20 protein-coding genes are annotated in these 19,746 nt (G+C 63.2%); 6 read left to right on the forward strand and 14 right to left on the reverse strand.

Annotated elements, in window-relative coordinates; genetic code table 11:
• The first annotated feature begins 222 nt into the window (after positions 1-222).
• Positions 223-1,209 (forward strand): glutathione S-transferase family protein, encoded by a 987-nt coding sequence (locus FJ974_RS09580; protein WP_140530034.1) that lies wholly within the window; start codon positions 223-225, stop codon positions 1,207-1,209.
• 19 nt (positions 1,210-1,228) lie between these two features.
• Here FJ974_RS09580 and FJ974_RS09585 read toward each other — a convergent pair whose 3' ends face one another.
• Together FJ974_RS09585 and FJ974_RS09590 are read right to left on the reverse strand one after the other, a co-directional pair.
• Positions 1,229-1,627 (reverse strand): ABZJ_00895 family protein, encoded by a 399-nt coding sequence (locus FJ974_RS09585; RefSeq protein WP_210240688.1) that lies wholly within the window; start codon positions 1,625-1,627, stop codon positions 1,229-1,231.
• A gap of 152 nt (positions 1,628-1,779) precedes the next feature.
• Positions 1,780-2,283, reverse strand: coding sequence for an NUDIX domain-containing protein (locus tag FJ974_RS09590; protein ID WP_140530036.1), 504 nt, complete (start codon positions 2,281-2,283; stop codon positions 1,780-1,782).
• Between the two features lie 50 nt (positions 2,284-2,333).
• Here FJ974_RS09590 and FJ974_RS09595 point away from each other — a divergent pair, with 50 nt between their 5' ends.
• A complete protein-coding gene (locus FJ974_RS09595; RefSeq protein WP_140530037.1) occupies positions 2,334-3,269 on the forward strand; it encodes a metallophosphoesterase family protein in 936 nt (311 codons plus the stop codon).
• On the opposite strand, the gene FJ974_RS09600 is transcribed toward FJ974_RS09595, so the two are convergent.
• The 4 genes from FJ974_RS09600 to leuA all read right to left on the reverse strand — a co-directional run bounded on the left by FJ974_RS09600 (position 3,259) and on the right by leuA (position 8,608).
• Entirely contained in the window at positions 3,259-3,876 is a 618-nt protein-coding gene (locus tag FJ974_RS09600; protein WP_140530166.1) for a hypothetical protein, read from the reverse strand. The genes FJ974_RS09595 and FJ974_RS09600 overlap by 11 nt on opposite strands.
• A 76-nt stretch (positions 3,877-3,952) precedes the next feature.
• Entirely contained in the window at positions 3,953-4,750 is a 798-nt protein-coding gene (locus FJ974_RS09605) for an alpha/beta fold hydrolase (RefSeq protein ID WP_140530167.1), read from the reverse strand.
• A 218-nt stretch (positions 4,751-4,968) separates the two neighbouring features.
• A complete protein-coding gene (locus FJ974_RS09610; RefSeq protein WP_140530039.1) occupies positions 4,969-6,747 on the reverse strand; it encodes a tetratricopeptide repeat protein in 1,779 nt (592 codons plus the stop codon).
• A gap of 184 nt (positions 6,748-6,931) precedes the next feature.
• Entirely contained in the window at positions 6,932-8,608 is a 1,677-nt protein-coding gene (gene leuA, locus FJ974_RS09615) for a 2-isopropylmalate synthase (RefSeq protein WP_181177018.1), read from the reverse strand.
• Between the two features lie 319 nt (positions 8,609-8,927).
• On the opposite strand from leuA, the gene FJ974_RS09620 reads away from it, so the two are divergent.
• From FJ974_RS09620 to FJ974_RS09630, 3 genes are read left to right on the forward strand one after another with little or no spacing between them, the layout of a single operon-like run.
• The gene (locus FJ974_RS09620; protein WP_226891540.1) at positions 8,928-10,229 is read left to right on the forward strand and encodes an ATP-grasp domain-containing protein; all 1,302 of its coding nucleotides are present in this window, start codon (positions 8,928-8,930) and stop codon (positions 10,227-10,229) included.
• Positions 10,230-10,233: 4 nt separating this feature from the next.
• A complete protein-coding gene (locus FJ974_RS09625) occupies positions 10,234-11,010 on the forward strand; it encodes an esterase family protein (protein ID WP_140530042.1) in 777 nt (258 codons plus the stop codon).
• Positions 11,010-11,324, forward strand: coding sequence for a nuclear transport factor 2 family protein (locus FJ974_RS09630; RefSeq protein WP_140530044.1), 315 nt, complete (start codon positions 11,010-11,012; stop codon positions 11,322-11,324). Before FJ974_RS09625 ends, FJ974_RS09630 begins: the two co-directional genes overlap by 1 nt.
• 8 nt (positions 11,325-11,332) lie before the next feature.
• Here the strand turns inward: FJ974_RS09630 and FJ974_RS09635 are convergent, their stop codons facing one another.
• The 6 genes from FJ974_RS09635 to FJ974_RS09660 all read right to left on the reverse strand — a co-directional run bounded on the left by FJ974_RS09635 (position 11,333) and on the right by FJ974_RS09660 (position 15,261).
• Positions 11,333-12,085, reverse strand: a complete 753-nt coding sequence (locus FJ974_RS09635; protein ID WP_140530170.1) for an SDR family NAD(P)-dependent oxidoreductase — start codon at positions 12,083-12,085, stop codon at positions 11,333-11,335.
• Positions 12,086-12,137: 52 nt separating this feature from the next.
• Entirely contained in the window at positions 12,138-13,241 is a 1,104-nt protein-coding gene (locus FJ974_RS09640; RefSeq protein ID WP_140530045.1) for an AbrB family transcriptional regulator, read from the reverse strand.
• 81 nt (positions 13,242-13,322) lie between these two features.
• Entirely contained in the window at positions 13,323-13,568 is a 246-nt protein-coding gene (locus FJ974_RS09645; RefSeq protein WP_140530047.1) for a type II toxin-antitoxin system Phd/YefM family antitoxin, read from the reverse strand.
• A 54-nt stretch (positions 13,569-13,622) separates the two neighbouring features.
• A complete protein-coding gene (locus FJ974_RS09650; protein WP_140530049.1) occupies positions 13,623-13,931 on the reverse strand; it encodes a putative quinol monooxygenase in 309 nt (102 codons plus the stop codon).
• 38 nt (positions 13,932-13,969) lie between these two features.
• The gene (locus tag FJ974_RS09655) at positions 13,970-14,785 is read right to left on the reverse strand and encodes an SDR family NAD(P)-dependent oxidoreductase (protein ID WP_226891541.1); all 816 of its coding nucleotides are present in this window, start codon (positions 14,783-14,785) and stop codon (positions 13,970-13,972) included.
• Positions 14,786-14,826: 41 nt separating this feature from the next.
• Positions 14,827-15,261 (reverse strand): DsrE family protein, encoded by a 435-nt coding sequence (locus FJ974_RS09660; RefSeq protein ID WP_140530050.1) that lies wholly within the window; start codon positions 15,259-15,261, stop codon positions 14,827-14,829.
• Positions 15,262-15,359: 98 nt separating this feature from the next.
• On the opposite strand from FJ974_RS09660, the gene FJ974_RS09665 reads away from it, so the two are divergent.
• Positions 15,360-16,439: a hypothetical protein gene (locus tag FJ974_RS09665; protein ID WP_140530051.1), complete on the forward strand. Its 1,080-nt coding sequence runs from the start codon at positions 15,360-15,362 to the stop codon at positions 16,437-16,439.
• A gap of 55 nt (positions 16,440-16,494) precedes the next feature.
• On the opposite strand, the gene FJ974_RS09670 is transcribed toward FJ974_RS09665, so the two are convergent.
• Positions 16,495-17,442: a cation diffusion facilitator family transporter gene (locus FJ974_RS09670; protein WP_140530053.1), complete on the reverse strand. Its 948-nt coding sequence runs from the start codon at positions 17,440-17,442 to the stop codon at positions 16,495-16,497.
• A gap of 5 nt (positions 17,443-17,447) precedes the next feature.
• Positions 17,448-19,637 carry an anthranilate synthase gene (locus tag FJ974_RS09675; protein ID WP_140530055.1) on the reverse strand — a complete coding sequence of 730 codons (2,190 nt, stop codon included), beginning with the start codon at positions 19,635-19,637 and terminating at the stop codon, positions 17,448-17,450.
• Positions 19,638-19,746: the final 109 nt, after the last annotated feature.

Below are 19,746 nucleotides of genomic sequence, written 5' to 3' on the forward strand. Positions count from 1 at the left end.
GTTCGCCAGTCAGCGCTTTATCAAGCGCGGGCGTCCTTTCGTCGTCGGTCGAACCGGATCGAGGCAAAGTCGAACATGGGCGCCTCCGCTAGCACCAATTTTCGGCGGCTGCAATCGGCGCTTTGCCCGCCATCCCATCGCTTGACGATCTGTTCAGCGCCTGAGGGGCTTCGGCATTCCGCTCATGCGCCTAGATATTGGTAAAGCTCAAGGAGGTTTCGCATGGGATTGCTGGTCGAAGGCAAATGGCAGGACCGGGCGCTTCGCGCCGACAGCGGCGGCAGATTTGTGCGCGCGGAAGCGCAATGGCGCGACTGGGTCACGCGCAACGGCGCGCCGGCTGAAGGCCGCAAACGCGGCTTCAAGGCAGAGCCCGGGCGCTATCACCTTTATGTGTCGCTGGCTTGCCCGTGGGCGCACCGGACCCTGATCTTCCGCGTGCTGAAGAAGCTGGAAGGCGTCATTTCGGTCTCGGTCGTGCACCATTTCATGGGCGAGAACGGCTGGACCTTCCTGGCCGAGGACGGCGCCACCGGCGACACGCTCTATGGCCTCGACTTCCTGCATCAGATCTACGCAAAGGCCGATCCTGCCTATTCGGGCCGCGCCTCGGTGCCGGTGCTGTGGGACCAGAAGGAACAGACAATCGTCTCCAACGAGTCTTCCGAGATCATCCGGATGCTGAATTCCGCCTTCGACGAATGGGGCGATGCGAGCCTCGATTTCTATCCGGCGGCGCTACGGACAAGGATCGACGAGATCAACGCGCTGATCTATCCGGCCATCAACAACGGCGTCTACCGCGCCGGCTTCGCCACCACGCAAGAGGCCTATGAGGAGGCGTTCGGCGAGCTGTTCGCAGCGCTCGACGCGGTGGAAGAGCGGCTGGCGAAACAGCGCTATCTGGTCGGCGAGCGCATCACCGAGGCGGACTGGCGGCTGTTCACCACGCTGGTGCGCTTCGATCCGGTCTATGTCGGCCACTTCAAATGCAATCTGCGCCGCATCGCCGATTACCCGAACCTGTCGAACTATCTGCGCGACCTCTACCAGGTGCCGGGTGTCTCAGGTACGGTCGATTTGCACCACATCAAGGCGCATTATTACGGCAGCCACAGGTCGATCAACCCGACAGGGATTGTTCCGGTGGGGCCGGAGCTGGACTATGCCGCGCCGCATGATCGCGGCCGGTTCAGGAAGGCAGCCTGACTGCCATCTGCCCAGTCGATCAACGGAAAGGTGTGGTGTCGATCTGCACTTGTTTCTTGCGGTTCGCTTTCAACAAGCGATTCCCGAACCAGCTCGAATAGCCGATGGCGTTGAGGCCGAAAGCAATCAGCGTCGCCAACGCCATGATCACAACCCAGCCACCGACAGGGATGTCTTTCAAATCTCTCGTTGTGGTATCGGCCGCAGTGGCCGAGAGAACGAAAATCAACGAGAGCAAAACAACGGCTACCGTGGAAAAAGTGACTGTTCTCCAATATTCGCCACGCCGGAAAAGCCTTCCGTGCTTTTTAATGAAAAAGGAGTACGATGCTAAAGTCGAAGCAATATTTATACCAACATAACTGCTTTTTCCTACGCTTGCTGCTAGCGAGGGAAAATTATCGAAACAATGATCAATATAAAACTAGCTAAGATGGTGACAAGTATGTAAATGCCAACACACGGCCACACGTTAACAGATCCTGTTCCTTCGATAGCCATTTCATTTCCCCCCTTTGGCAAATTCAGCATAATCGAATTTAACATCAATAGGATAGCCGTATTCATAAATCACCAATAAGCGGATGTCTGCCCGCCTTGGAAAACCTCGGCTATCCGCCGCAGCGTTGCGGGCGTGGTCTCTTCCGGCAAGCGGTCGAGCGGGAAGAAGTCCGCTTCGGCGATCTCGTGGTCCGGGAGCTTTGGCGCCGTCTGGCTGAAGGCCTCGATCAGATAAAGGCCGACATGGTCGCGGTTGCTGGCGCGGCGGTTGAAGTGCATCGATTTCAGCACCGGCGGGGCAGCCAGCGCGATGTTGCCTTCCTCGGCCAATTCGCGCGCCAGCGCTTCGACAAGCGTCTCGCCCACCTCGACGCCGCCGCCCGGCAATTGCCATCCCGGAACATAGGTATGGCGGATGAGGAAGACGGAATTGGAGGCCCGGTCGTATATGAGGCCGCGCACGCCGAGCGTCATCGGGCGCCGCAGCAGGAAATAGAGGTGGAACAGCCTTGCCCGCAGCCCCAGCCAGCCGGTCTGGCGAAACGGCACTTCCGGATCGGGTCCGGCATTCATCCGCGAAACCGTGAGTGGAAAGGCCGGACCGGGTCGCTTAAGAAGGAGCTATGTTCAGGCTCGCACATATTTCCGATATCCATCTGGGGCCATTGCCGGATGTAACCTATCGCGATCTCGCCTCCAAGCGGGTGCTGGGTTACGTCAACTGGCAGCGCAACCGCCGTCGCCATATGCATGATGCCGTCATCGATGCGATCGTCGCCGATATCAAGACAAACACGCCCGACCACCTCGCCATCACCGGCGACCTTGTCAACCTGGCGCTCGACGGCGAGATCGAGATGGCGAAGCACTGGCTGGAGACGCTCGGCTCGCCACATGACGTGTCGGTGGTCCCGGGCAATCACGATGCCTATGTGCCGGGCGCCTTCGACAAGGTCTGCCGCTCATGGGCGCCATGGATGACAGGCGACGGCGTCAACAGTCCGGTCGACCGCAATTCCTTTCCTTATCTGCGGGTGCGCGGCAACGTCGCGCTGATCGGCGTCACGACGGCGCGCGCAACGGCGCCCTTCATGGCCAACGGCTTCTTCATGGAGGGGCAGGCGGAGCGACTCGGCAGGACCCTTGACGCCACAGCAAGAGAAGGCCTGTTCCGCGCCATCATGATCCACCATCCGCCGGTGCGGGGCGCCGTTCCGCAGCACAAGCGGCTGTTCGGCATCGCCCGCTTCCACAGGCTCATTCGCCGGCATGGCGCCGAGCTTGTCCTGCACGGCCATTCGCATCTGCCGTCGCTGTTCACCATCGGCCAGCGCGGCGCCAAGGTGCCGGTGGTCGGCGTTGCCGCCGCGGGTCAGGCTCCCGGCGGCAGGCGCCCGGCGGCGCAGTACAATCTGTTCGACATCGACGGCGAAAAGGGCAACTGGGGCATCCGCCTGACGCGGCGCGGCCTGACCGGCCCCTCCATACCGCCTTCCGAGCTGCAGACGATAGACCTCGGCGCGCTGTCGGAGGCGCCCCGGCAGCTCGTCAGAAGCTGATCTTCATCTGGGCGATGCGGTCCCAGAATAGCACGAGCGACACTGCCAGGCCGACCAGTGCGCCGGCGGCGATCAAGCCGAGGCCGGCAAAGAACGTCGTCCAGCCGTTGCGGCGAGTTGCGGATTGCAGCGGCGGTTCGGCTTCCTCGACCAGGGGGCGATGCAGGCCGGCCGCGGCGCTCTCCACCCCGCCCTCCATCATCCGCTGACGCTCGACGATCCGTTCGGCGACGTAGCGTGTCACGGCATCGGCAACGGGCTTCATCTCGGTCGATTCGGCCAGCACCACCCGGCCGATGCGCGTATCCCTGAGGAAACGATAGGTGCGGCGGTCGCGCCCCATGGCGACATGGCTCACGGCATCGATCCACAGCCGCGGCTGCAGCCCGGAGGAAACGGCAAAGTCGAAATTGTCCATGTCCGCCGGCACGTCGGCGAAAACGGGCGCGAGCTCCGCGGCAAGCAGGTCAAGGCGCATGCGGTGCGCTTCGCGCATGTCGACGACCACGTCATCGCGGTCGGCGAACGCATTCTTGACGTCGCGGATGGTATCCGCCAGCTTCCGCGACGGTTCGATCGGGGTGATTTTGTCGCCTGCGTCCTTCATTGGCGCTGCCTCGCTGTTGGTTAACAGCGAGTTAACACAGTCGCCGGCAAAATGCACCGTGTGATGGCGTTGGCAGTCAGCCTGCCGCCGCGCCAAGCGCCGGCAGCTGTCTCCTGCCACGGCGTCGCGTATTGCGGCGAACGATCTCGGCGATCAGGCCAGGGGCTTCCTCGACCAGCATATGTCCGGCGTCCAGCACATGATGAAGATGGAAATGCGCCGGCAAGCCCTCGGTCTGGTCGACGGGCAGGACCGGGTCCTGCGCCCCCCAAACCACCATCACAGGCATGGCGAGGGTATCGAGCTGTTCGCGCCGGATGACACCTTGCCGGTCATCACTGGTCATCGAAGCTGCCACGTCGACAAGGGTCTGCAATTGGCCCGGTCGGCCGCGCATCTTAAAAAGCACATCCACCACGTGCTCGGGAGGCACGCTCCGCGGCCCCGACATGGCGGCAAGACAAGCGCGAATATCTGTCTTGTCGGCCGCGGCGGCATAGCGGCGCAGCAAGGGGCCGTCAATCTCCGGGCCGAAGCCGCCGGGCGCCAGCAGGGTCAGCGAGGCCACACTTGCGGGATCGGCGAGCGCCATCAATGCCGCCACCGCACCGCCCATGGAATGACCGACGATGTGGACCCTGTCCAGCCGGCGCGTAGCCAAATCCGCCAGTATGGCCATGGCAGCCGTCCTGGCGCCGCCCTGGTGTTCCAACGATCGTCCGTGACCCGGCAGATCGTAGGCCAGCGCCCTGACACCAGAAGCCAGCGCGGCGATCACGTCGCGCCAGATTTCATGGCAGCCGCCGAAACCGTGCAGGAAGACAATCGTCTTGGGGCCGGTGCCGCGTTCGGCGACGTAAGGATGTGGAAGCATGGAAATGTGTGGCTGCAGGAGCAAGACGGGAGCAATTGCAAATTGTGGCTGAATTGCTCCCGGACCAGCTCGATAGCCAGTAAAATTTTTGCGATTGGAAGGAGTTGTGATCCCGTATGCACAAGCAGGTTCCGGCAATCATGCGTTGCGGACCGGGAGTCACAAAATCAAAGCGGATACCGATTTTTCCGGCAAATGCGCCAGCGACGGACGATCGTTCAGCTGGGATTGCCGATCCCGGCGGCGCGCAAGGACTGCACCAGCCGGTCGGTGAGATCGGCGGGGTACTTCCTGTCGACGAATGTCGCGCGCGGGTTGGCGGCGAATTTCGGAAATTCGACGGTGAGCTCGTTGGCAAGCTGATTTGCGAGTTTGTCGCGGCCGGAAATCCTGGCGCCGATCAGGCGCGCGGCCAGGTAATGCGACTTGTTTGCCGTCGTGCGCAGCGATTCGCTGGCAATTGCAGCCTTGCTTGTGTCGCCTTGCATGAAGGCTCCGACGAACAGGCCGTAATCCCACCAGGTCGGATGGCCGCTGAAGGCTTCGACGGCGCGGCCGAGGATCGGCGTTCCCTCCTGATATTTGCCGGCAAAAATCAGCCCGTAGCCATAGGCGGCGGCCATGCCCAGATCGTAGGGATTGAGCTCGTAGGCCTTGCGCATCCAGCGGATCGCTTCCTCCGTATTGCCGAGCCGGCTGTTGAGATAGCCATAGGCGCGATGCGCGTGCGGGCTCATCGGCCCCATCTGAATGGCGCGATGGGCAAGCGACATCGCCTGTTCAATCGACGCGCCGGGTGGATAGGCATAGTGGTCGGTGACGGCTTCCAGCTGCAAGGATGCCAGTTCCGAGTAGACCAGAGACGATTTGGTGCCCTGGCCGACCAACTGCTCCAGGCAGCGATAAGCAGCTTCGTGCGTCCTGGCGCTCTGGTCGAGATAGTAGCGATCGTTGAGGACCAGACATCCGATCTGGCTGGTCTGGACGCCGCTCTGGTCGATGTAGCTGTAGATCGCGCCGGAAGCAGGGATGGTCGAGGTCAGCAGGCCCGCGATGCTGCTTTCGATCGCGGCAGGCGCGCTTTCGGCCGGGGTCAGGTTGCGCGACAGGAGAACGCGTCCGGTCGCGACGCTCTGCAGCTCGACCGTGACGTCGCCGGCGGCGGGGCCGGGAATGACGTCGAAAACGAAACTGATCGGATCGGCCGAAACATCGCGCGTTGCATCGGCGTCGCGCCCGATGAAGTCTATGGTGTCGAAGCCGGCAAGGCCGGCGCGCAGCGAGGCTGCGACACGGGCTGCCTCCTGTCCGTCCGATTTGATGGCAATGTAGATCAGCGGCAGGCCATCGAACGGCTGCGGGGCGGTGCTGCTGGTCGCGCCACTTGCCGTCTCGACGGGTGCTGCGGCACCGTCACCGTCGAGAAAGGCAAGGCCGCCCTGGCGCATGATAAGCACACCCAGCATCGCGATGACTAGGATCATGGCGGCCCAGAAGAGCCGCAGCTGGCGCGTCAGCGACGGGGCGGATGCCGGCGTGGCCGGGGCCGTGATCAGTGCCGCGGCGTCCGCCGGCAAGGGATTCTCGAAATGTTCGGCTGCAGGCGAGGCGGCCTGGCCAGTGTTGGCAGGCCCGCCCCCGGCAGGCAGCCGAATGGCATTCGGCTCGTAGGAAGGGACGTAGCCGCCGCGCGGAATGGCGATGCGCAATGGCTCGGCAACGCCTTCATTGGCGAAATATTGCTGCAGAAGCTCCCGCAGACGCCCGGCCTGAACCCTGACCACGGCATCGGTCGACGGGTCGAAATCACCGTCCTTGCCGAAGACATCCATGGCAATGGAAAGGCCCTTGAGCCTGTCGGCCTCGCCGGCCTGCTCGCGTTCGACCAGATAGCGTAACAGCTCGCGCGCACGCTCGGACCTTCCGAACGTTTCGCTGGCAAGCAGTCGCTCCAATGTCTCGCGCACTGCGGGGGCGGCAGGCGTGGCAGGCTGCAAGTGTCGATCCTTCCGAATTCGGCACAGGTTAGGATGCGATAATATAGCGCCAGCGCCGGCGCACAAGAACGCTTCTGTTACGCTATCGCGTAAGCCACGGGAAATTTTCCCGCCGGTTAATGAATGGCGCAAGCCGACCGCGGCGCGTCGTCGCGACGCGCCGCGGTCGAGAGAGCGCGGGCGGTCAGCCGGCCTTGCGGCCGAGGATGCGGTTGGCGGCCGAAACCACGGCCTCCAGCGAGGCAGCGACGATGTTGGTGTTTATCCCCGCGCCGAACAGCTTGCCGCCAGGATACTCCATCTCGACATAGGAAATGGCCGAGGCATTGGAGCCGCGCTGCAAGGAATGTTCGGAATAGTCGAGCACCGACATCTCGACGCCGACATGGCGCGACAGCGCATCGACGAAGCCGTCGATCGGGCCGGTGCCGGAGCCGGCGATGGTCACTTCCTTGCCGTTGTCGAGGATTACCGCTTCCACCACGCGGCGGCCCTTGACCTCGGCGTCGGGGAAGGTCTGGTGATCGAGGAACTTCAGCCGCGCGCCGGGCTGATCGACATAGGTGTCGAGAAAGCGGTCATGGATGCGCCTGGCGGGCACTTCCTTGCCTTCGGCATCGGTGATCGCCTGGATTTCCTGGCTGAACTCGATCTGCAGATTGCGCGGCAGATTGAGGCCGTAATCGGCCTGCAGCACATAGGCGATGCCGCCCTTGCCGGACTGCGAGTTGATGCGGATGATCGCCTCGTAGCTGCGGCCGACGTCGGCCGGGTCGATCGGCAGATAGGGCACTTCCCACAGGCCGGTATTGGCCTTCTTCAGCGCCTTCATGCCCTTGTTGATGGCGTCCTGATGCGAGCCGGAAAAGGCGGTGTAAACCAGTTCGCCGACGTAAGGATGACGTTCGGGAATCCTGAGCTGGTTTGAATATTCGTAGACGTCCTTCATCCGGTTGATATCGGAGCAGTCGAGTTCGGGATCGACGCCTTGCGTGTACATGTTGAGCGCCAGCGTGACGATGTCGACATTGCCGGTGCGCTCGCCATTGCCGAACAACGTGCCTTCGACGCGGTCGGCGCCGGCCATCAGGCCGAGCTCGGTGGTGGCGATGCCGGTGCCGCGGTCATTATGCGGATGCAGCGAAATGATCAGCTTGTCGCGATTATCGAGATTGCGGCACATCCATTCGATACGGTCGGCGTAGACGTTTGGCGTCGACATCTCGACGGTCGAGGGCAGGTTGATGATGAGCTTGTTGTCGGCCGTCGGCTTGACGATCTCGGTGACGGCGTTGCAGATCTCCAGCGCCACTTCGAGCTCGGTGCCGGTGAAGCTTTCCGGCGAATATTCGAAACGGTAGCCGCCGCCGGCCTTGGCCGCCATATCGGTGATCATCCTGGCGGCGTCGGTGGCGATCCGCTTGATGCCGGCGACGTCCTTTTCGAAGACGACACGGCGCTGCAGCTCGCTGGTCGAATTGTAGAAATGCACGATCGGGTTGTGGGCGCCCTGCAGCGCCTCGAAGGTACGGGTGATCAGCTCGGGCCGGCACTGGACCAGCACCTGCAGCGAGACATCCGCAGGCACGTTGCCTTGCTCGATGCACCAGCGGGCAAAGTCGAAGTCGGTCTGCGAGGCGGACGGAAAGCCGATCTCGATCTCCTTGAAGCCCATGTCGAGGAGCAGCGCGAACATGCGCGCCTTGCGCTCGTGGCCCATCGGATCGATCAGCGCCTGGTTGCCGTCGCGCAGATCGACCGAGCACCAGATCGGCGCCTTTTCGATGACTTTCGACGGCCATGTGCGGTCGGTGAGGCCAACGGTGGGGTAGGGTTGATATTTGCGGGCGGCATCCTGCATATGCCCTGCCGCGCGCGTGGCGGTTTCGGCATCGCCGGCGCGGATTTCTTCTCGTGCGTTCATCGTCTTGTTCTCCCGGCGGCTCGGGTCCGCCTGCGGGCGGATTGGGCTGAGCTTCGCCTTTACCAGAGTTTCGTTCGCTTGATGTGAATTGCCAAGGAGCGTGCGCTTGCGCGGCGGACTCGACCGCCGGGCGCTCCTTCAGCGAACCCGGCGATCGCCGATAAGGCCGAGAAGAAGCAGCGTCGAAGCAAGCGAGCGCGCGCTCTCGCCGGCAGAGCCGGTGCGAGGGGAAGCGACGGAAAAGGCACGCTCGATCATGGCGGCTGTCTTACAGGAGCGGTCATGCGGAGGCAAGGGCCGGCCCGGCCGCACACCGCGCAAGCTCTTCCACACGCAGGACAAATGCGCCAAACTCGCCGCAAGAGGTCATGATCTCAGGGGAGGCGGTGCATTGAATTTCGTGTTCTTCTCGCCGCATTTTCCAGCCAACGGCGCCGATTTCTGCGACCGGCTGAAAAAGGCCGGCGCGACCGTGCTCGGCATCGGCGATGCGCCCTATGAAACGCTCAGCGCCAAGCTGAAGCCGGCGCTTGCAGAATATTACCGCGTCGCGGACATGGAAGACTATGATGTCGTGTTCCGCGCGATGGGCCACTTCATCCACAGATGGGGCCGCATCGACCGTTTCGAATCGCTCAACGAGCACTGGCTCGAGCTCGAAGCCAATATCCGCACCGACTTCAACATCTTCGGCACCAAGCTCGATTTCGTGAAGAATTTGAAGCGCAAGAGCCGCATGCGCGCCTTCTTTCGCAAGAGCGGCGTCGAGACCATTCCGCAGCGCAAATGCTCGGACCGCGCCGGCGCCATGACCTTTATCCGGCGCGTCGGCTATCCGGTGGTGGTCAAGCCGGATTCGGGCTCGGGCGCCTCGAACACCTTCAAGATCTCCAACCCAAAAGAACTCGACCAGTTCTTCAGGGACAAGCCCGAGGGCGTCACCTTCGTCATGGAGCAATTCATCGAGGGGCTGGTGGTGACCTATGACGGGCTGGTCAACCGCGACGGCGAGGTGGTGCTGGCGGCCAGCCACCGCTACGACCAGAGCGTCATGGAGGTGGTCAACCGCGACCGCCATATGAGCTACACCTGCTTTCCCGAGATCAGCCCGGCGGTGGAGGAGGCGGGCCGCAAGATCCTGAAGGCGTTCGACGTGCGCGAGCGCTTCTTCCACATCGAACTGTTCGAGACAAAGGACGACCGCGTCATTGCGCTGGAGGTCAACATGCGGCCGCCCGGCGCCTGGATGACCGACGCCATCAACTACACCTTCGACATCGACGTCTATGCGGCATGGGCCGACATGGTGGTCAAGGACGCCGCCGGCGGTCCCTACAAGGGGAAATATTTCACCGCCTATGCCAGCCGCAAGCGGCACCTCGACTATTTGCACAGCCATGCCGACGTGCTAGCCGCCCACGGCGACAAGATCGTCCATCACCAGGCCATCGAAGAGGTTTTCAGCCGCGCCATGGGAAATTACGCCTACCAGATGCGTTCGAAGGATCCCACGGCGCTGCGCCAGGCGGTCAACTACATCCACGCGGAAAAGGCGTGAGGCGATGGACATTTCCTACCACAAGGCCCAGGCCCGCAATCTCGGCCGCGACATGGAGTACAAGCGCTACGGCCATGCCGGCCGGCCGGTGGTGGTGTTCCCGACCTCGCAAGGGCGGTTCTACCAGTTCGAGGATTCCGGCGGGGTCGGCGCGCTTGGCGAGTTCATCGACACGGGCCGCATCCAGCTGTTCACGCTCGACGGCATCGATTCGGAATCCTTCTTCAACAGGCAGGTCGACCCGGCCCACCGCATCGCCCGCCACGAGGCTTATTTCCGCTATGTACGGGAAGAGGCGCTGCCGGAACTGCAGTCGGTCGCCGCGAAATCCAATAGCGGACGCAATTTGAAGCCGCTGTTCTGCGGCTGCTCGATGGGCGGCTATCACTCGTCGAATTTCGTCTTCCGGTTTCCGGAACTGGCGAGCGGCGTTATTTCACTGTCGGGCGTCTATTCGACCCGCGACTTCTTCGGCAAGGCGCTGGACGGCAGCCTCTTCTTCAACTCGCCGCTCGACTACCTGCCGGGGATCGTCGACCAGAAGCTGCTCGGGCGGCTGCGGGCGCTGCGGCTGATTTTCTGCTGCGGGCAGGGCGCCTGGGAGGAGCGCATGCTGGTCGAGACGCGCGAGCTCGAACAGATCCTGCGCGACAAGTCGATCCCCGCCTGGGTCGACTATTGGGGCGGCGATGTTAGCCATGACTGGCCGTGGTGGCACAAGCAGCTGGTCTATTTCTTCGGCCGCTGGCTGGATGACGACCTGATGCACAGGCTCGACTGATGGTCACGCCCGACCCGATACGCCGTTTTGTCGAGGCAACCAATGCGGGCGATACGAAAGCCTTTCTCGATGCCTTCACGGACGATGCTTTCCTGAGCGACTGGGGCCGCGATTTCCGTGGCCGCGACGGGGTCGCGCGCTGGAACCAGTCGGACAATATCGGCGTGCAATCCAATCTGCGCATCGTGCGCGTCGCGCAACGCGACGGCGTCTATCATGCCCGTGTCGAGGTGACGGGCAACGGCTTCAACGGCGAGGGCGATATGACGTTCGCCCTCGACGGCGACCGGATAGCGAGCCTCGTCATCAGCTGACTGCCGGCTCAATAAGTCGCGCGTCCGCCGGAAAGGTCGAAGGTTGCGCCGGTGGTGAAGGAGTTCTCGTCCGACAGCATGAAGGCGATCATCGCCGCGGCTTCCTCCACCTCGACGAACCGGCCGCGCGGCACCTTGCCCAGCATATAGGTCACCTGGGCCTCGGTAAGCTGTTCGAGAATGCGGGTGCGCGCGGGCGAGGGCGTCAGCGCGTTGACGGCGATGTCATGGCCGGCGAGTTCCTTGCCGAGCGATTTGGTCAGCGCCAGCACGCCGGCCTTCGCCGCCGAATAGGCGGCTGCGTTGGGATTGCCTTCCTTGCCGGCGACCGAGGCGACATTGACGATGCGGCCGTAATTGCGCGCGACCATGCCGGGCACCAGCCGCTTGCAGCAGTAGAAGACGCCGTTGAGGTCGATGTCGATGATCTGCCGCCAGGCTGCCGGATCATAATCCGCCACGGTCGCGGCAGGCCCGGCAATGCCGGCATTGTTGACGAGAAGATCGACCGGTCCGAGCGCCCGCTCGGTCTCGCCGGCCGCAAGGTCTACCGCCTCGATTTGCGATTGGTCGCAGAGGAAGGCCTCGACGCGCCCGATTGGAGCGAGCTGCGCAAGGGCGCCCTTCATCGCAGGCTCGTCGATATCCCAGATCGCGACACTGGCGCCGGACGACAGCAGGCGGCGGGCCACGGCGAGCCCGATGCCTTGGGCGCCGCCCGTGACCACTGCGACGCGGCCGGAAAGGTGGATGACATTCAAGCGGCGGTCCATGGGCATTTTCTTTGTTCTCCCTTGCCTTGGATATCGCGGATCAGTCCCTGACGTTTCGCGCCACCAGCTTGGCTACGCTTGGCCCAATCAAAAGCACGACGAGGAAACGCGCCGACTGCAACGCCATGACGAAGGAGATGTCGACATTCCGCGCTGCGGCGGAGATGATGGCGACGCTGTCCATGCCGCCCGGGCTGGTTGCCAGATAGGCCGTCAGCGGGTCGACGCCGGCCAGACGGCTGAGAACGAAAGCGAGGCCGCCGCAAAAGACGATCAGCGCCACGATCGAGCCGATGATCTGCGGCAGCGCCCGCGTCGCGTGGCGCAGGATCGGCCGGGTGAAGTTCAGCCCGATCGACCAGCCGACCATGGCGTAGCTGACGGCCAGCAGCCAGGGCGGCAATTGCATCGGCACGCCGAGGCCGAGATGGATCACGGCGCCGAAAATGAAGGTGCCGAGAAAGAAGGGCGACGGCAGCCTGACAAGTTTTCCGGCCAGGCCGCCGAAGAGCGCGATGCTGACGGTTGCGGCGAAAGCCTGAGGGTCGATCGGCGGAAACCAGATGATGGGCGGCACTTCGACGCCGGACGTGTCGACCCACATCTTGGCGACGAGTGCTGCCGTCATCGAGACGAAGATGACGCGCAGATATTGCATGAAGGCGACAAGACGCTGGTCGGCGCCGAAAGCGCCGGCCATCAGCACCATGGCGGTGGCGGCACCGGGCGAGGAGCCCCAGACGGCCGTGGTGCCGGGCAGGATGCGCCAGCGGCTGATCAGGCAGCCGAGCAGGCTCGAGGCCGCGACGGTCGCAATCACCACGGCGAGGAAGAGCGGCCAGTCGGCATAGAAGACGGGGAAGATATCGGCCGAGATCGAGCTCGCGACCAGGCAGCCGACCACGGCCTGGGCGGAGCCGAACAGCAGGCGCGGCACCCGCACCGTCGCACCATTGGTGCCGGCGAGGATCGCCGCCAGCATCGGGCCGATCAGCAGCGCCGCCGGCAGGGCGGCGAGTTCCAGCGCGCCGGCGAAGAGCAGCGAGAACGCCAGCAGCACGAGCCACTGCTGTGGCTGACGCAGGCGCGCCATGCGCTCAACGGGCAGTTGGTCTGGCGACGGTTGTTCCGGCGAGGAGTCCATTTTTCCTAGACCCGGGGTGAAAAATGCGAACCTAGCGCATCGGAAGAAATGGTTGAGCGCGTCAGTGTCGATCAACAGGTCTCACATGTTGGTATCGAATAGTCGGCCGATCTCGTCATCGCCCATCCGGTCGAAATCGTCGGGGACAGAAAACTGTCCGGCCATAAAACCAATCCGCTGTATCTGCGTCGAGGCAGGCTGCTCGATCGATACGACCTTGACCAACGGTTTGCCTGCCTTGGCTATGATAAACGGCTCACCCTTGGCGGCCTGGTCAACAAGGTGCGATAAATGAATCTTCGCGTCGTGAATATCTACGATCCGCACCAAAGTTACTCCTGCCCGACTGAACTCACAGTCCGGATAAACCGTCGATTAGAATCAGCCGGCCTGCGTCTCAGGAAGGCCAAAGCCGCCGACCGGATGGGTCTCGATCTGGAATTCGAAACCGGCGATGAAGGGGCGCGCCTTGGCGATCGCCGCCTGGACCTCGGGCAGTTGCAGCGACGCCTTATGGCTTGCCTGGTCGGTCCAGACTTCTGTGACCCAGATCGCGTCGGCATCGGCCGGGTCGGTGGCGATGATGTAGCTCAGGCAGCCGGGCAGGGCGCCGGTGGTCTCGCGCAGCACGTCCATGACCGCGTCGCGCTGGCCGCGCGCCGCCCGCATCTTGCCGATCAGTCCATACATTCGCTTCACCTCCCTTTAAGCGACAAGAGTACGCCGTCTTACGGCATCAACTGGCCGCCATTGACCTCGATCACCTGGCCGGTGATGTAGCCGCTCAACAGGTCTGACGACAAAAAAAGATAGGCGCCGACGCAATCTTCAGGCGTGCCGGCGCGGCCCTGCGGGATGGTGGCGACCATGGCCTTGATCTGCTCGGCGGTCGAATAGCGTTCGTGAAAGGGCGTCAGGATGGTGCCGGGCGCCACGGCGTTGACGCGGATGCCGAAGCCGATCAACTCCTTGGCCATGCCGCGCGTCACGTTGGAGACGAACGCCTTGGCCGAGCCGTAAAGGCCGGCACCGCCGCCGGCGCCATTGCGGGCGGCGATCGAGGAGGTGTTGACGATGAAGCCGCCTTGTTTCTTCAGCCACGGTATCGCCTTGCGCGAGGCGGTCAGCACGGAGCGGGCGTTGAGGTCCATCACCGCGTCATAATGCGCCTCGGTCTGCTCGGCATAGGCAACACGGCCAAGCATGCCGCCGGCATTGTTGACCAGTCCGTCGAGCCGGCCGAAATGCTGGGCACTTTCCTCGACCACGCGCTCTACGTCGGCAGGAACGGAAAAGTCGCCCTGCGTCAGATAAACCTCGCCGCCATCGTCGCGGATAGTCTTGGCAAGCCTTTCGGCGGCGTCGCGGCTTGAATTGTAATGTAGCGCTACGCGGCATTTCTGTCCGGCATAAGCGAGGGCGAGCGCCGCGCCGATACCGGTCGACGCGCCGGTGACCAGCACCGCCTTGCCGGCAAGGTCGGGAATGACAAGTGTCGTCATGTTGGCGTCGTCATGGCGGCTGGCCTCCGAAATCCTTGTCATTCGTAGGCCATTGCCGGCCCGGCGTTCAAGCCCGCATGAATTCAGGGCCTCAGATAGACATAGCCCTGGCGCTGCAGTTCCGCGAGCTTGACGACGCCGCCCTTCTCGGCGACCTGAAAGCCGCCGAGCAGATCGGCAAGCGTGATCTCCATGCCATGCATGGTGTTGCCGCAGGCCTGCGGGGCGAGCCCCTGCTGGACAAGGCCGGCAAACCGGCTGGAAATAGCGCCGGACGCGCCCTTGGTCTTGAAGGCGGCAAGCGCCGGGCCATGCACGACGAGCACGATGTCGACATTGCCGCCGGTGCCCTCATAGTGGTTCTTGATGTTGCCGAGGACGAAATTGACCTTGTCGGCATCGCTGAGGTGATAGGCGACCTTCAGCCTTTCCCCGGCCGGTGCCGCGCTCGCGCGGCGCAAGCCGAAAAGGCCCACGGCTCCGGCCAGGCCGGCACGAAAAATGTCACGGCGCAGCATCGCACCCTCCCTTCGTTCACCCGCTTGCGGAATTTTTTGCGTGGCCCGGGTTGCACTCCTAGACTAGCATATCGCAGTCCTGTCGGCGGGAGGATCACATGACATTGAGGACCTTGGCGGCGTTTGGCGCTGCTCTTTTTGCTTTTGCCGGCGTTGCGCGTGCCGAGCAGCCGCCCAATCTTCCCGAACTTAGCCCGACCGGCGCCGATGCCTGCTTCGGGCGCGTCTATGACGCGGCTCATCTCAAGGCGCATCCGCAACAGAAGGTTGCGCGCATCTTTTTCTTCTATGGCCGCGATCCGGTCAGCCGGCCGAACGAAGAGCCCGCCGCCAACCAGGATACCTCCTATAACGGCTTTCTCACCACTACGGTGCGCGGCGCCAAGAAACCGGAATGGGCGAGCGGCTGGTGCAACAAGGACGACCCCAGCGACGAGGCGAGCGGCATCCGCTGCGGCATGGAGTGCGACCGCACGCTCGCTTCGCTGAAGGTCGACGACGAGGGGAAGCTGATCCTCTCCAACGTACAGCCGGACGTGTATCTCGATGCCGGCGCCGAGGAGGATCTCGGCAAAGCCAAGTACGACGAGCAGGCACTGGGCAGCGAAGACGACAATTTCCGTCTCGATCCGATGCCGGCCGATGCCTGCAAGGCAGAGTTCGCGCGCATCGATCCGATCGACCCGGCGCTTGGCGATCCGTTGCGCGTGCGGCTGAAGCCCGACCAGCCTTTCTGCTATGGCCGCGACTATGATGATGCGCATCTGAAATCGCACCCCGATCAGGTGACGCAGTCGATCCGCGTCTTCCGCGGCTCCATCGAGCTCGCCTCCTTCGCGCAAGGCGGCGACGCCGCGAACTGGCCCGACGGCGCCGATATCGCTGTTTCGGTGACGAGCAGGCAAAAAGGCGCCAAGCTCACGCAGACCTATTCGTGCCAAGGCGAGGCCGACCAGTGGCGTTGCTCGGCAAGCTCGAAGATGAGCAATTTTTCCTGCGACATCTCGCAAAAGGAAATTTTCCTCAAGCGCGGCGCCAATGGCATGATGATGCTGGCTAACCCCAACAACGCGGTGGCGATCGTCGATCTCTGCTCGAAGGCGGCCGAAGGCAAGACGAAGTCGGACGACAAAGTCTATCGGCTGGAGCCGATGCCGCAGTCGGCCTGCGCGCCGTAACCAGTGAAGTTGAGAGGCGCCGGCTAATCTTCCAAATCGCGACGGGAAGTCGCCTTCAGGCGAACGGCACCGCGGTGGTGCCTTTCGGCAGCTTCGCCTCGTCGTCCGGCTCGACATGGATGGTGACGCGCACGGAAGGGATCTCGGCTTTCAGCGCGTCCTCGATGCGGTCGCAGATGACATGGCTGGCGCCGACCGACATATCGGCATCGACGACCAGGTGGAATTCGATGAATGTGGCGCGTCCGGCGATGCGCGTCTTCAGATCATGCACCTCGAGCGCGCCCTTCGAATTGGCCGAGATGATGTCGCGGATCTGCATGTGCTCCTGGTTGTCGACGGCACGGTCCATCAGCCCGTTCATCGACGAGCCGATGACGTGCCAGCCTTGCCACAGGATGTTCAGCGCAACAATGACGGCAAGCGCCGGATCGAGGATCTGCCAGCCGGTGAGCACGGCGCCAACGAGGCCGCCGAATACGCCGACGGAGGTCACCACGTCGGTCATGATGTGCTGGCCGTCGGCGACGAGAGCGGGCGATCTCGCGTTCCGGCCAGCGCGGATCAGCGTCCAGGCCCAGATCGCGTTGATAATCGTCGCCACGCCGTTGACGGCAAGGCCCTCCCAAGGCTGCTCGAGCGGCGCCGGATGCTGCCAGGATCGCCAGACCTCGTTGAGGATCAGCAGCGCTGCAACGACAATCAGCACACCCTCGAGAACAGCCGAGAAATACTCGGCCTTATGGTGGCCGAAGGGATGGTCCTGATCGGCGGGCTTGTAGCTGACCTGGATCGCCCAGAAGGCGGCGACCGACGCGATGACGTTGACGATCGACTCCGCCGCGTCCGAATAGAGCGCGACGGAGCCCGTGATGTACCAGGCGGCGACCTTGAGGGCGAGCACAACGCTGGCGACGACGATCGACCAGAAAGCGAGCTTTGCGACCTTCTGCCTGGTCGCGGCTTTCGCCGCGGCCGTCGTCGTGTCCTGCGTCTCGGTCATCGCCTCTAGGCAGCCTTTTCCTTGGCCTTGCGCGGCAGATGCGCGACGATGTTCTCGATGATGCGCATGCCGGCGTTGTGGCCGAGCGTCATGATCGATTCCGGATGGAACTGCACGGCGGCAACCGGCTCCTTGCGGTGCTCGAAGGCCATGATGATGCCGTCCTCGGTCTCGGCCGTGACCAGGAAATCGTCGGGCAGGCGCACCGGGTCGGCGAAGATCGAATGATAGCGGCCGACCGTCACTTCCTTCGGCAATCCGGAGAAGATGATGCCGGGCTTGGAGACGCGGATGCGCGACGGCTTGCCGTGCATGGGAATGTGCAATTGCCTGAGCTCGCCGCCATAGGCCTCGGCCAGCGCCTGCAGGCCGAGGCAGACGCCGAAGATCGGCAGGTCGCGGCTCCTCGCCTTCTTGATGGTGGCGGCGCAGTCGAAATCCTTCGGCGTGCCCGGGCCGGGCGAGAGCACGACGAGATCCGGCTTCAGCCGGTCAAAAACCTCTTCCGGGACCGGCGAGCGCACGGTGGAGACATTGGCTCCGGTCTGACGGAAATAGTTGGCGAGCGTATGGACGAAAGAGTCCTCATGGTCGACCAACAGGATGTTGACGCCGTCGCCGACGCGCGCGGTGGCGCGCTCGGCGCCCGTGGCGTTGCCGGTCCTGGCGTCGCGAATGGCGGAGAGCATGGCGGATGCCTTCAGTTCGGTTTCGGCTTCTTCTTCCTCGGGAATGCTGTCGAAAAGCAATGTGGCGCCGGCGCGCACCTCGGCGATACCGTCCTTGATGCGGATGGTGCGAAGCGTCAGGCCCGTATTCATGTCGCCGTTGAAATTGACCATGCCGATCGCCCCGCCATACCAGGCGCGCGGGCTCTTCTCGTTCTGCTCGATGAAGCGCATAGCCCATAGTTTCGGCGCGCCGGTGACGGTGACCGCCCAGGCGTGCGACAGGAAGGCATCGAAAGCGTCCATGCCTTCGCGCAGCCGGCCTTCGATATGATCCACGGTGTGGATCAGCCGCGAATACATCTCGATCTGGCGGCGGCCGATGACGCGCACCGAGCCGGGTTCGCAGACGCGCGACTTGTCGTTGCGGTCGACATCCGAGCACATGGTGAGCTCGGATTCGTCCTTCTTCGAGTTGAGCAGCTTCAGGATCTGCTCGCTATCGGAAATGGCGTCGTCACCACGCTTGATCGTGCCGGAGATCGGGCATGTCTCGACCCTGCGGCCATTGACGCGCACGAACATTTCCGGCGAGGCGCCGATCAGATATTCGTTTTCGCCGAGATTGATGAAGAAGGAATAGGGCGAGGGGTTGATGGACTTCAGCTTGCGGGAAATGTCGGAGGGCTGGGTTTCGCAGCGCTCATAGAACATCTGGCCAGGCACCACTTCGAAGAGGTCGCCGCGCTTGAAGCTTTCCATGGCTTTGCGCACCAGGTTGGCATATTCGCCCGGCTCGTGGTCGCCGCGCGGCGGGATGCGGTCGGCGGTCCTGAACGGCTCGGCGTTGGCGTCGCGCGGCAGACCTTCGGTCGAAAAACCCTCGCCGGAATAGTCGTAGCGGTCGGTCCAGGCCTTGGTCGAGTAATGGTCGACGACCAGGATCTCGTCGGGCAGGAATAGCACGAGATCGCGCTGGGTCTGCCTGCGTTCCAGTTTGTAGTCGACCGGATCGAACTGGAAGGCGAGGTCGTAGCCGAAGGCGCCGTAGAGACCGAGATTGGCGTCCTCGTCGGTCCTGAACAACGCGGTGATGGCGCGCAGCACCGTGAAGACGGATGGAACGCGGCTGCGCTCCTCTTCGGTGAAGACACGCCCGGGCTTGGCGACATCGAGGCGGATCAGCCTTTTCGAGGTCTCGGCGATCGTCACCTCGCTCAGGCCCCTGAGTGCCTTGCCGATCACCGGCAGCAGCACCTCGCCGCGGCTGTTCAGCGCCTCGACGCGCATGGACCGGCCTCGCGCGGAGATCACCAGCGGCGGATCGATTATGGCCGTATCCCAGCGCGTGTAGCGGCCGGGATATTCGTAATTCGAGGAAAACACCGCGCCGCGGCGGGAGTTCAGCCCGTCGACATAGGCGTCGATCGCGCCTGCGTAAGGCTGGTCATGGCGCTCGCGGGTGATCGTCACACCGCCTGCGGTGACGAAGCGCTCCGCTCCATTGTCCAGAACTGTTGTCGTCATCGCCGTCTCCATCAGCGTTTTGGGCAACGGACCCGGGAATGGCGTTTAAAAAACAAATGGCCGCCCGGACATTCCGTTGCGGCCACCCTCTCTTTCACGCAAACGCGTT

Source organism: Mesorhizobium sp. B1-1-8, from assembly GCF_006442795.2.
Taxonomy (GTDB): domain Bacteria; phylum Pseudomonadota; class Alphaproteobacteria; order Rhizobiales; family Rhizobiaceae; genus Mesorhizobium.

Excerpts from the sequence above, each read along its gene's own strand:
- FJ974_RS09580 (WP_140530034.1), top strand. The coding sequence starts at position 223 with ATGGGATTGCTGGTCGAAGGCAAATGGCAGGACCGGGCGCTTCGCGCC.
- FJ974_RS09590 (WP_140530036.1), bottom strand. The coding sequence starts at position 2,283 with ATGAATGCCGGACCCGATCCGGAAGTGCCGTTTCGCCAGACCGGCTGG.
- FJ974_RS09595 (WP_140530037.1), top strand. The coding sequence starts at position 2,334 with ATGTTCAGGCTCGCACATATTTCCGATATCCATCTGGGGCCATTGCCG.
- FJ974_RS09600 (WP_140530166.1), bottom strand. The coding sequence starts at position 3,876 with ATGAAGGACGCAGGCGACAAAATCACCCCGATCGAACCGTCGCGGAAG.
- FJ974_RS09605 (WP_140530167.1), bottom strand. The coding sequence starts at position 4,750 with ATGCTTCCACATCCTTACGTCGCCGAACGCGGCACCGGCCCCAAGACG.
- leuA (WP_181177018.1), bottom strand. The coding sequence starts at position 8,608 with ATGCAGGATGCCGCCCGCAAATATCAACCCTACCCCACCGTTGGCCTC.
- FJ974_RS09620 (WP_226891540.1), top strand. The coding sequence starts at position 8,928 with ATGGCGGCTGTCTTACAGGAGCGGTCATGCGGAGGCAAGGGCCGGCCC.
- FJ974_RS09625 (WP_140530042.1), top strand. The coding sequence starts at position 10,234 with ATGGACATTTCCTACCACAAGGCCCAGGCCCGCAATCTCGGCCGCGAC.
- FJ974_RS09630 (WP_140530044.1), top strand. The coding sequence starts at position 11,010 with ATGGTCACGCCCGACCCGATACGCCGTTTTGTCGAGGCAACCAATGCG.
- FJ974_RS09640 (WP_140530045.1), bottom strand. The coding sequence starts at position 13,241 with ATGGACTCCTCGCCGGAACAACCGTCGCCAGACCAACTGCCCGTTGAG.
- FJ974_RS09650 (WP_140530049.1), bottom strand. The coding sequence starts at position 13,931 with ATGTATGGACTGATCGGCAAGATGCGGGCGGCGCGCGGCCAGCGCGAC.
- FJ974_RS09655 (WP_226891541.1), bottom strand. The coding sequence starts at position 14,785 with ATGACAAGGATTTCGGAGGCCAGCCGCCATGACGACGCCAACATGACG.
- FJ974_RS09660 (WP_140530050.1), bottom strand. The coding sequence starts at position 15,261 with ATGCTGCGCCGTGACATTTTTCGTGCCGGCCTGGCCGGAGCCGTGGGC.
- FJ974_RS09665 (WP_140530051.1), top strand. The coding sequence starts at position 15,360 with ATGACATTGAGGACCTTGGCGGCGTTTGGCGCTGCTCTTTTTGCTTTT.
- FJ974_RS09670 (WP_140530053.1), bottom strand. The coding sequence starts at position 17,442 with ATGACCGAGACGCAGGACACGACGACGGCCGCGGCGAAAGCCGCGACC.
- FJ974_RS09675 (WP_140530055.1), bottom strand. The coding sequence starts at position 19,637 with ATGACGACAACAGTTCTGGACAATGGAGCGGAGCGCTTCGTCACCGCA.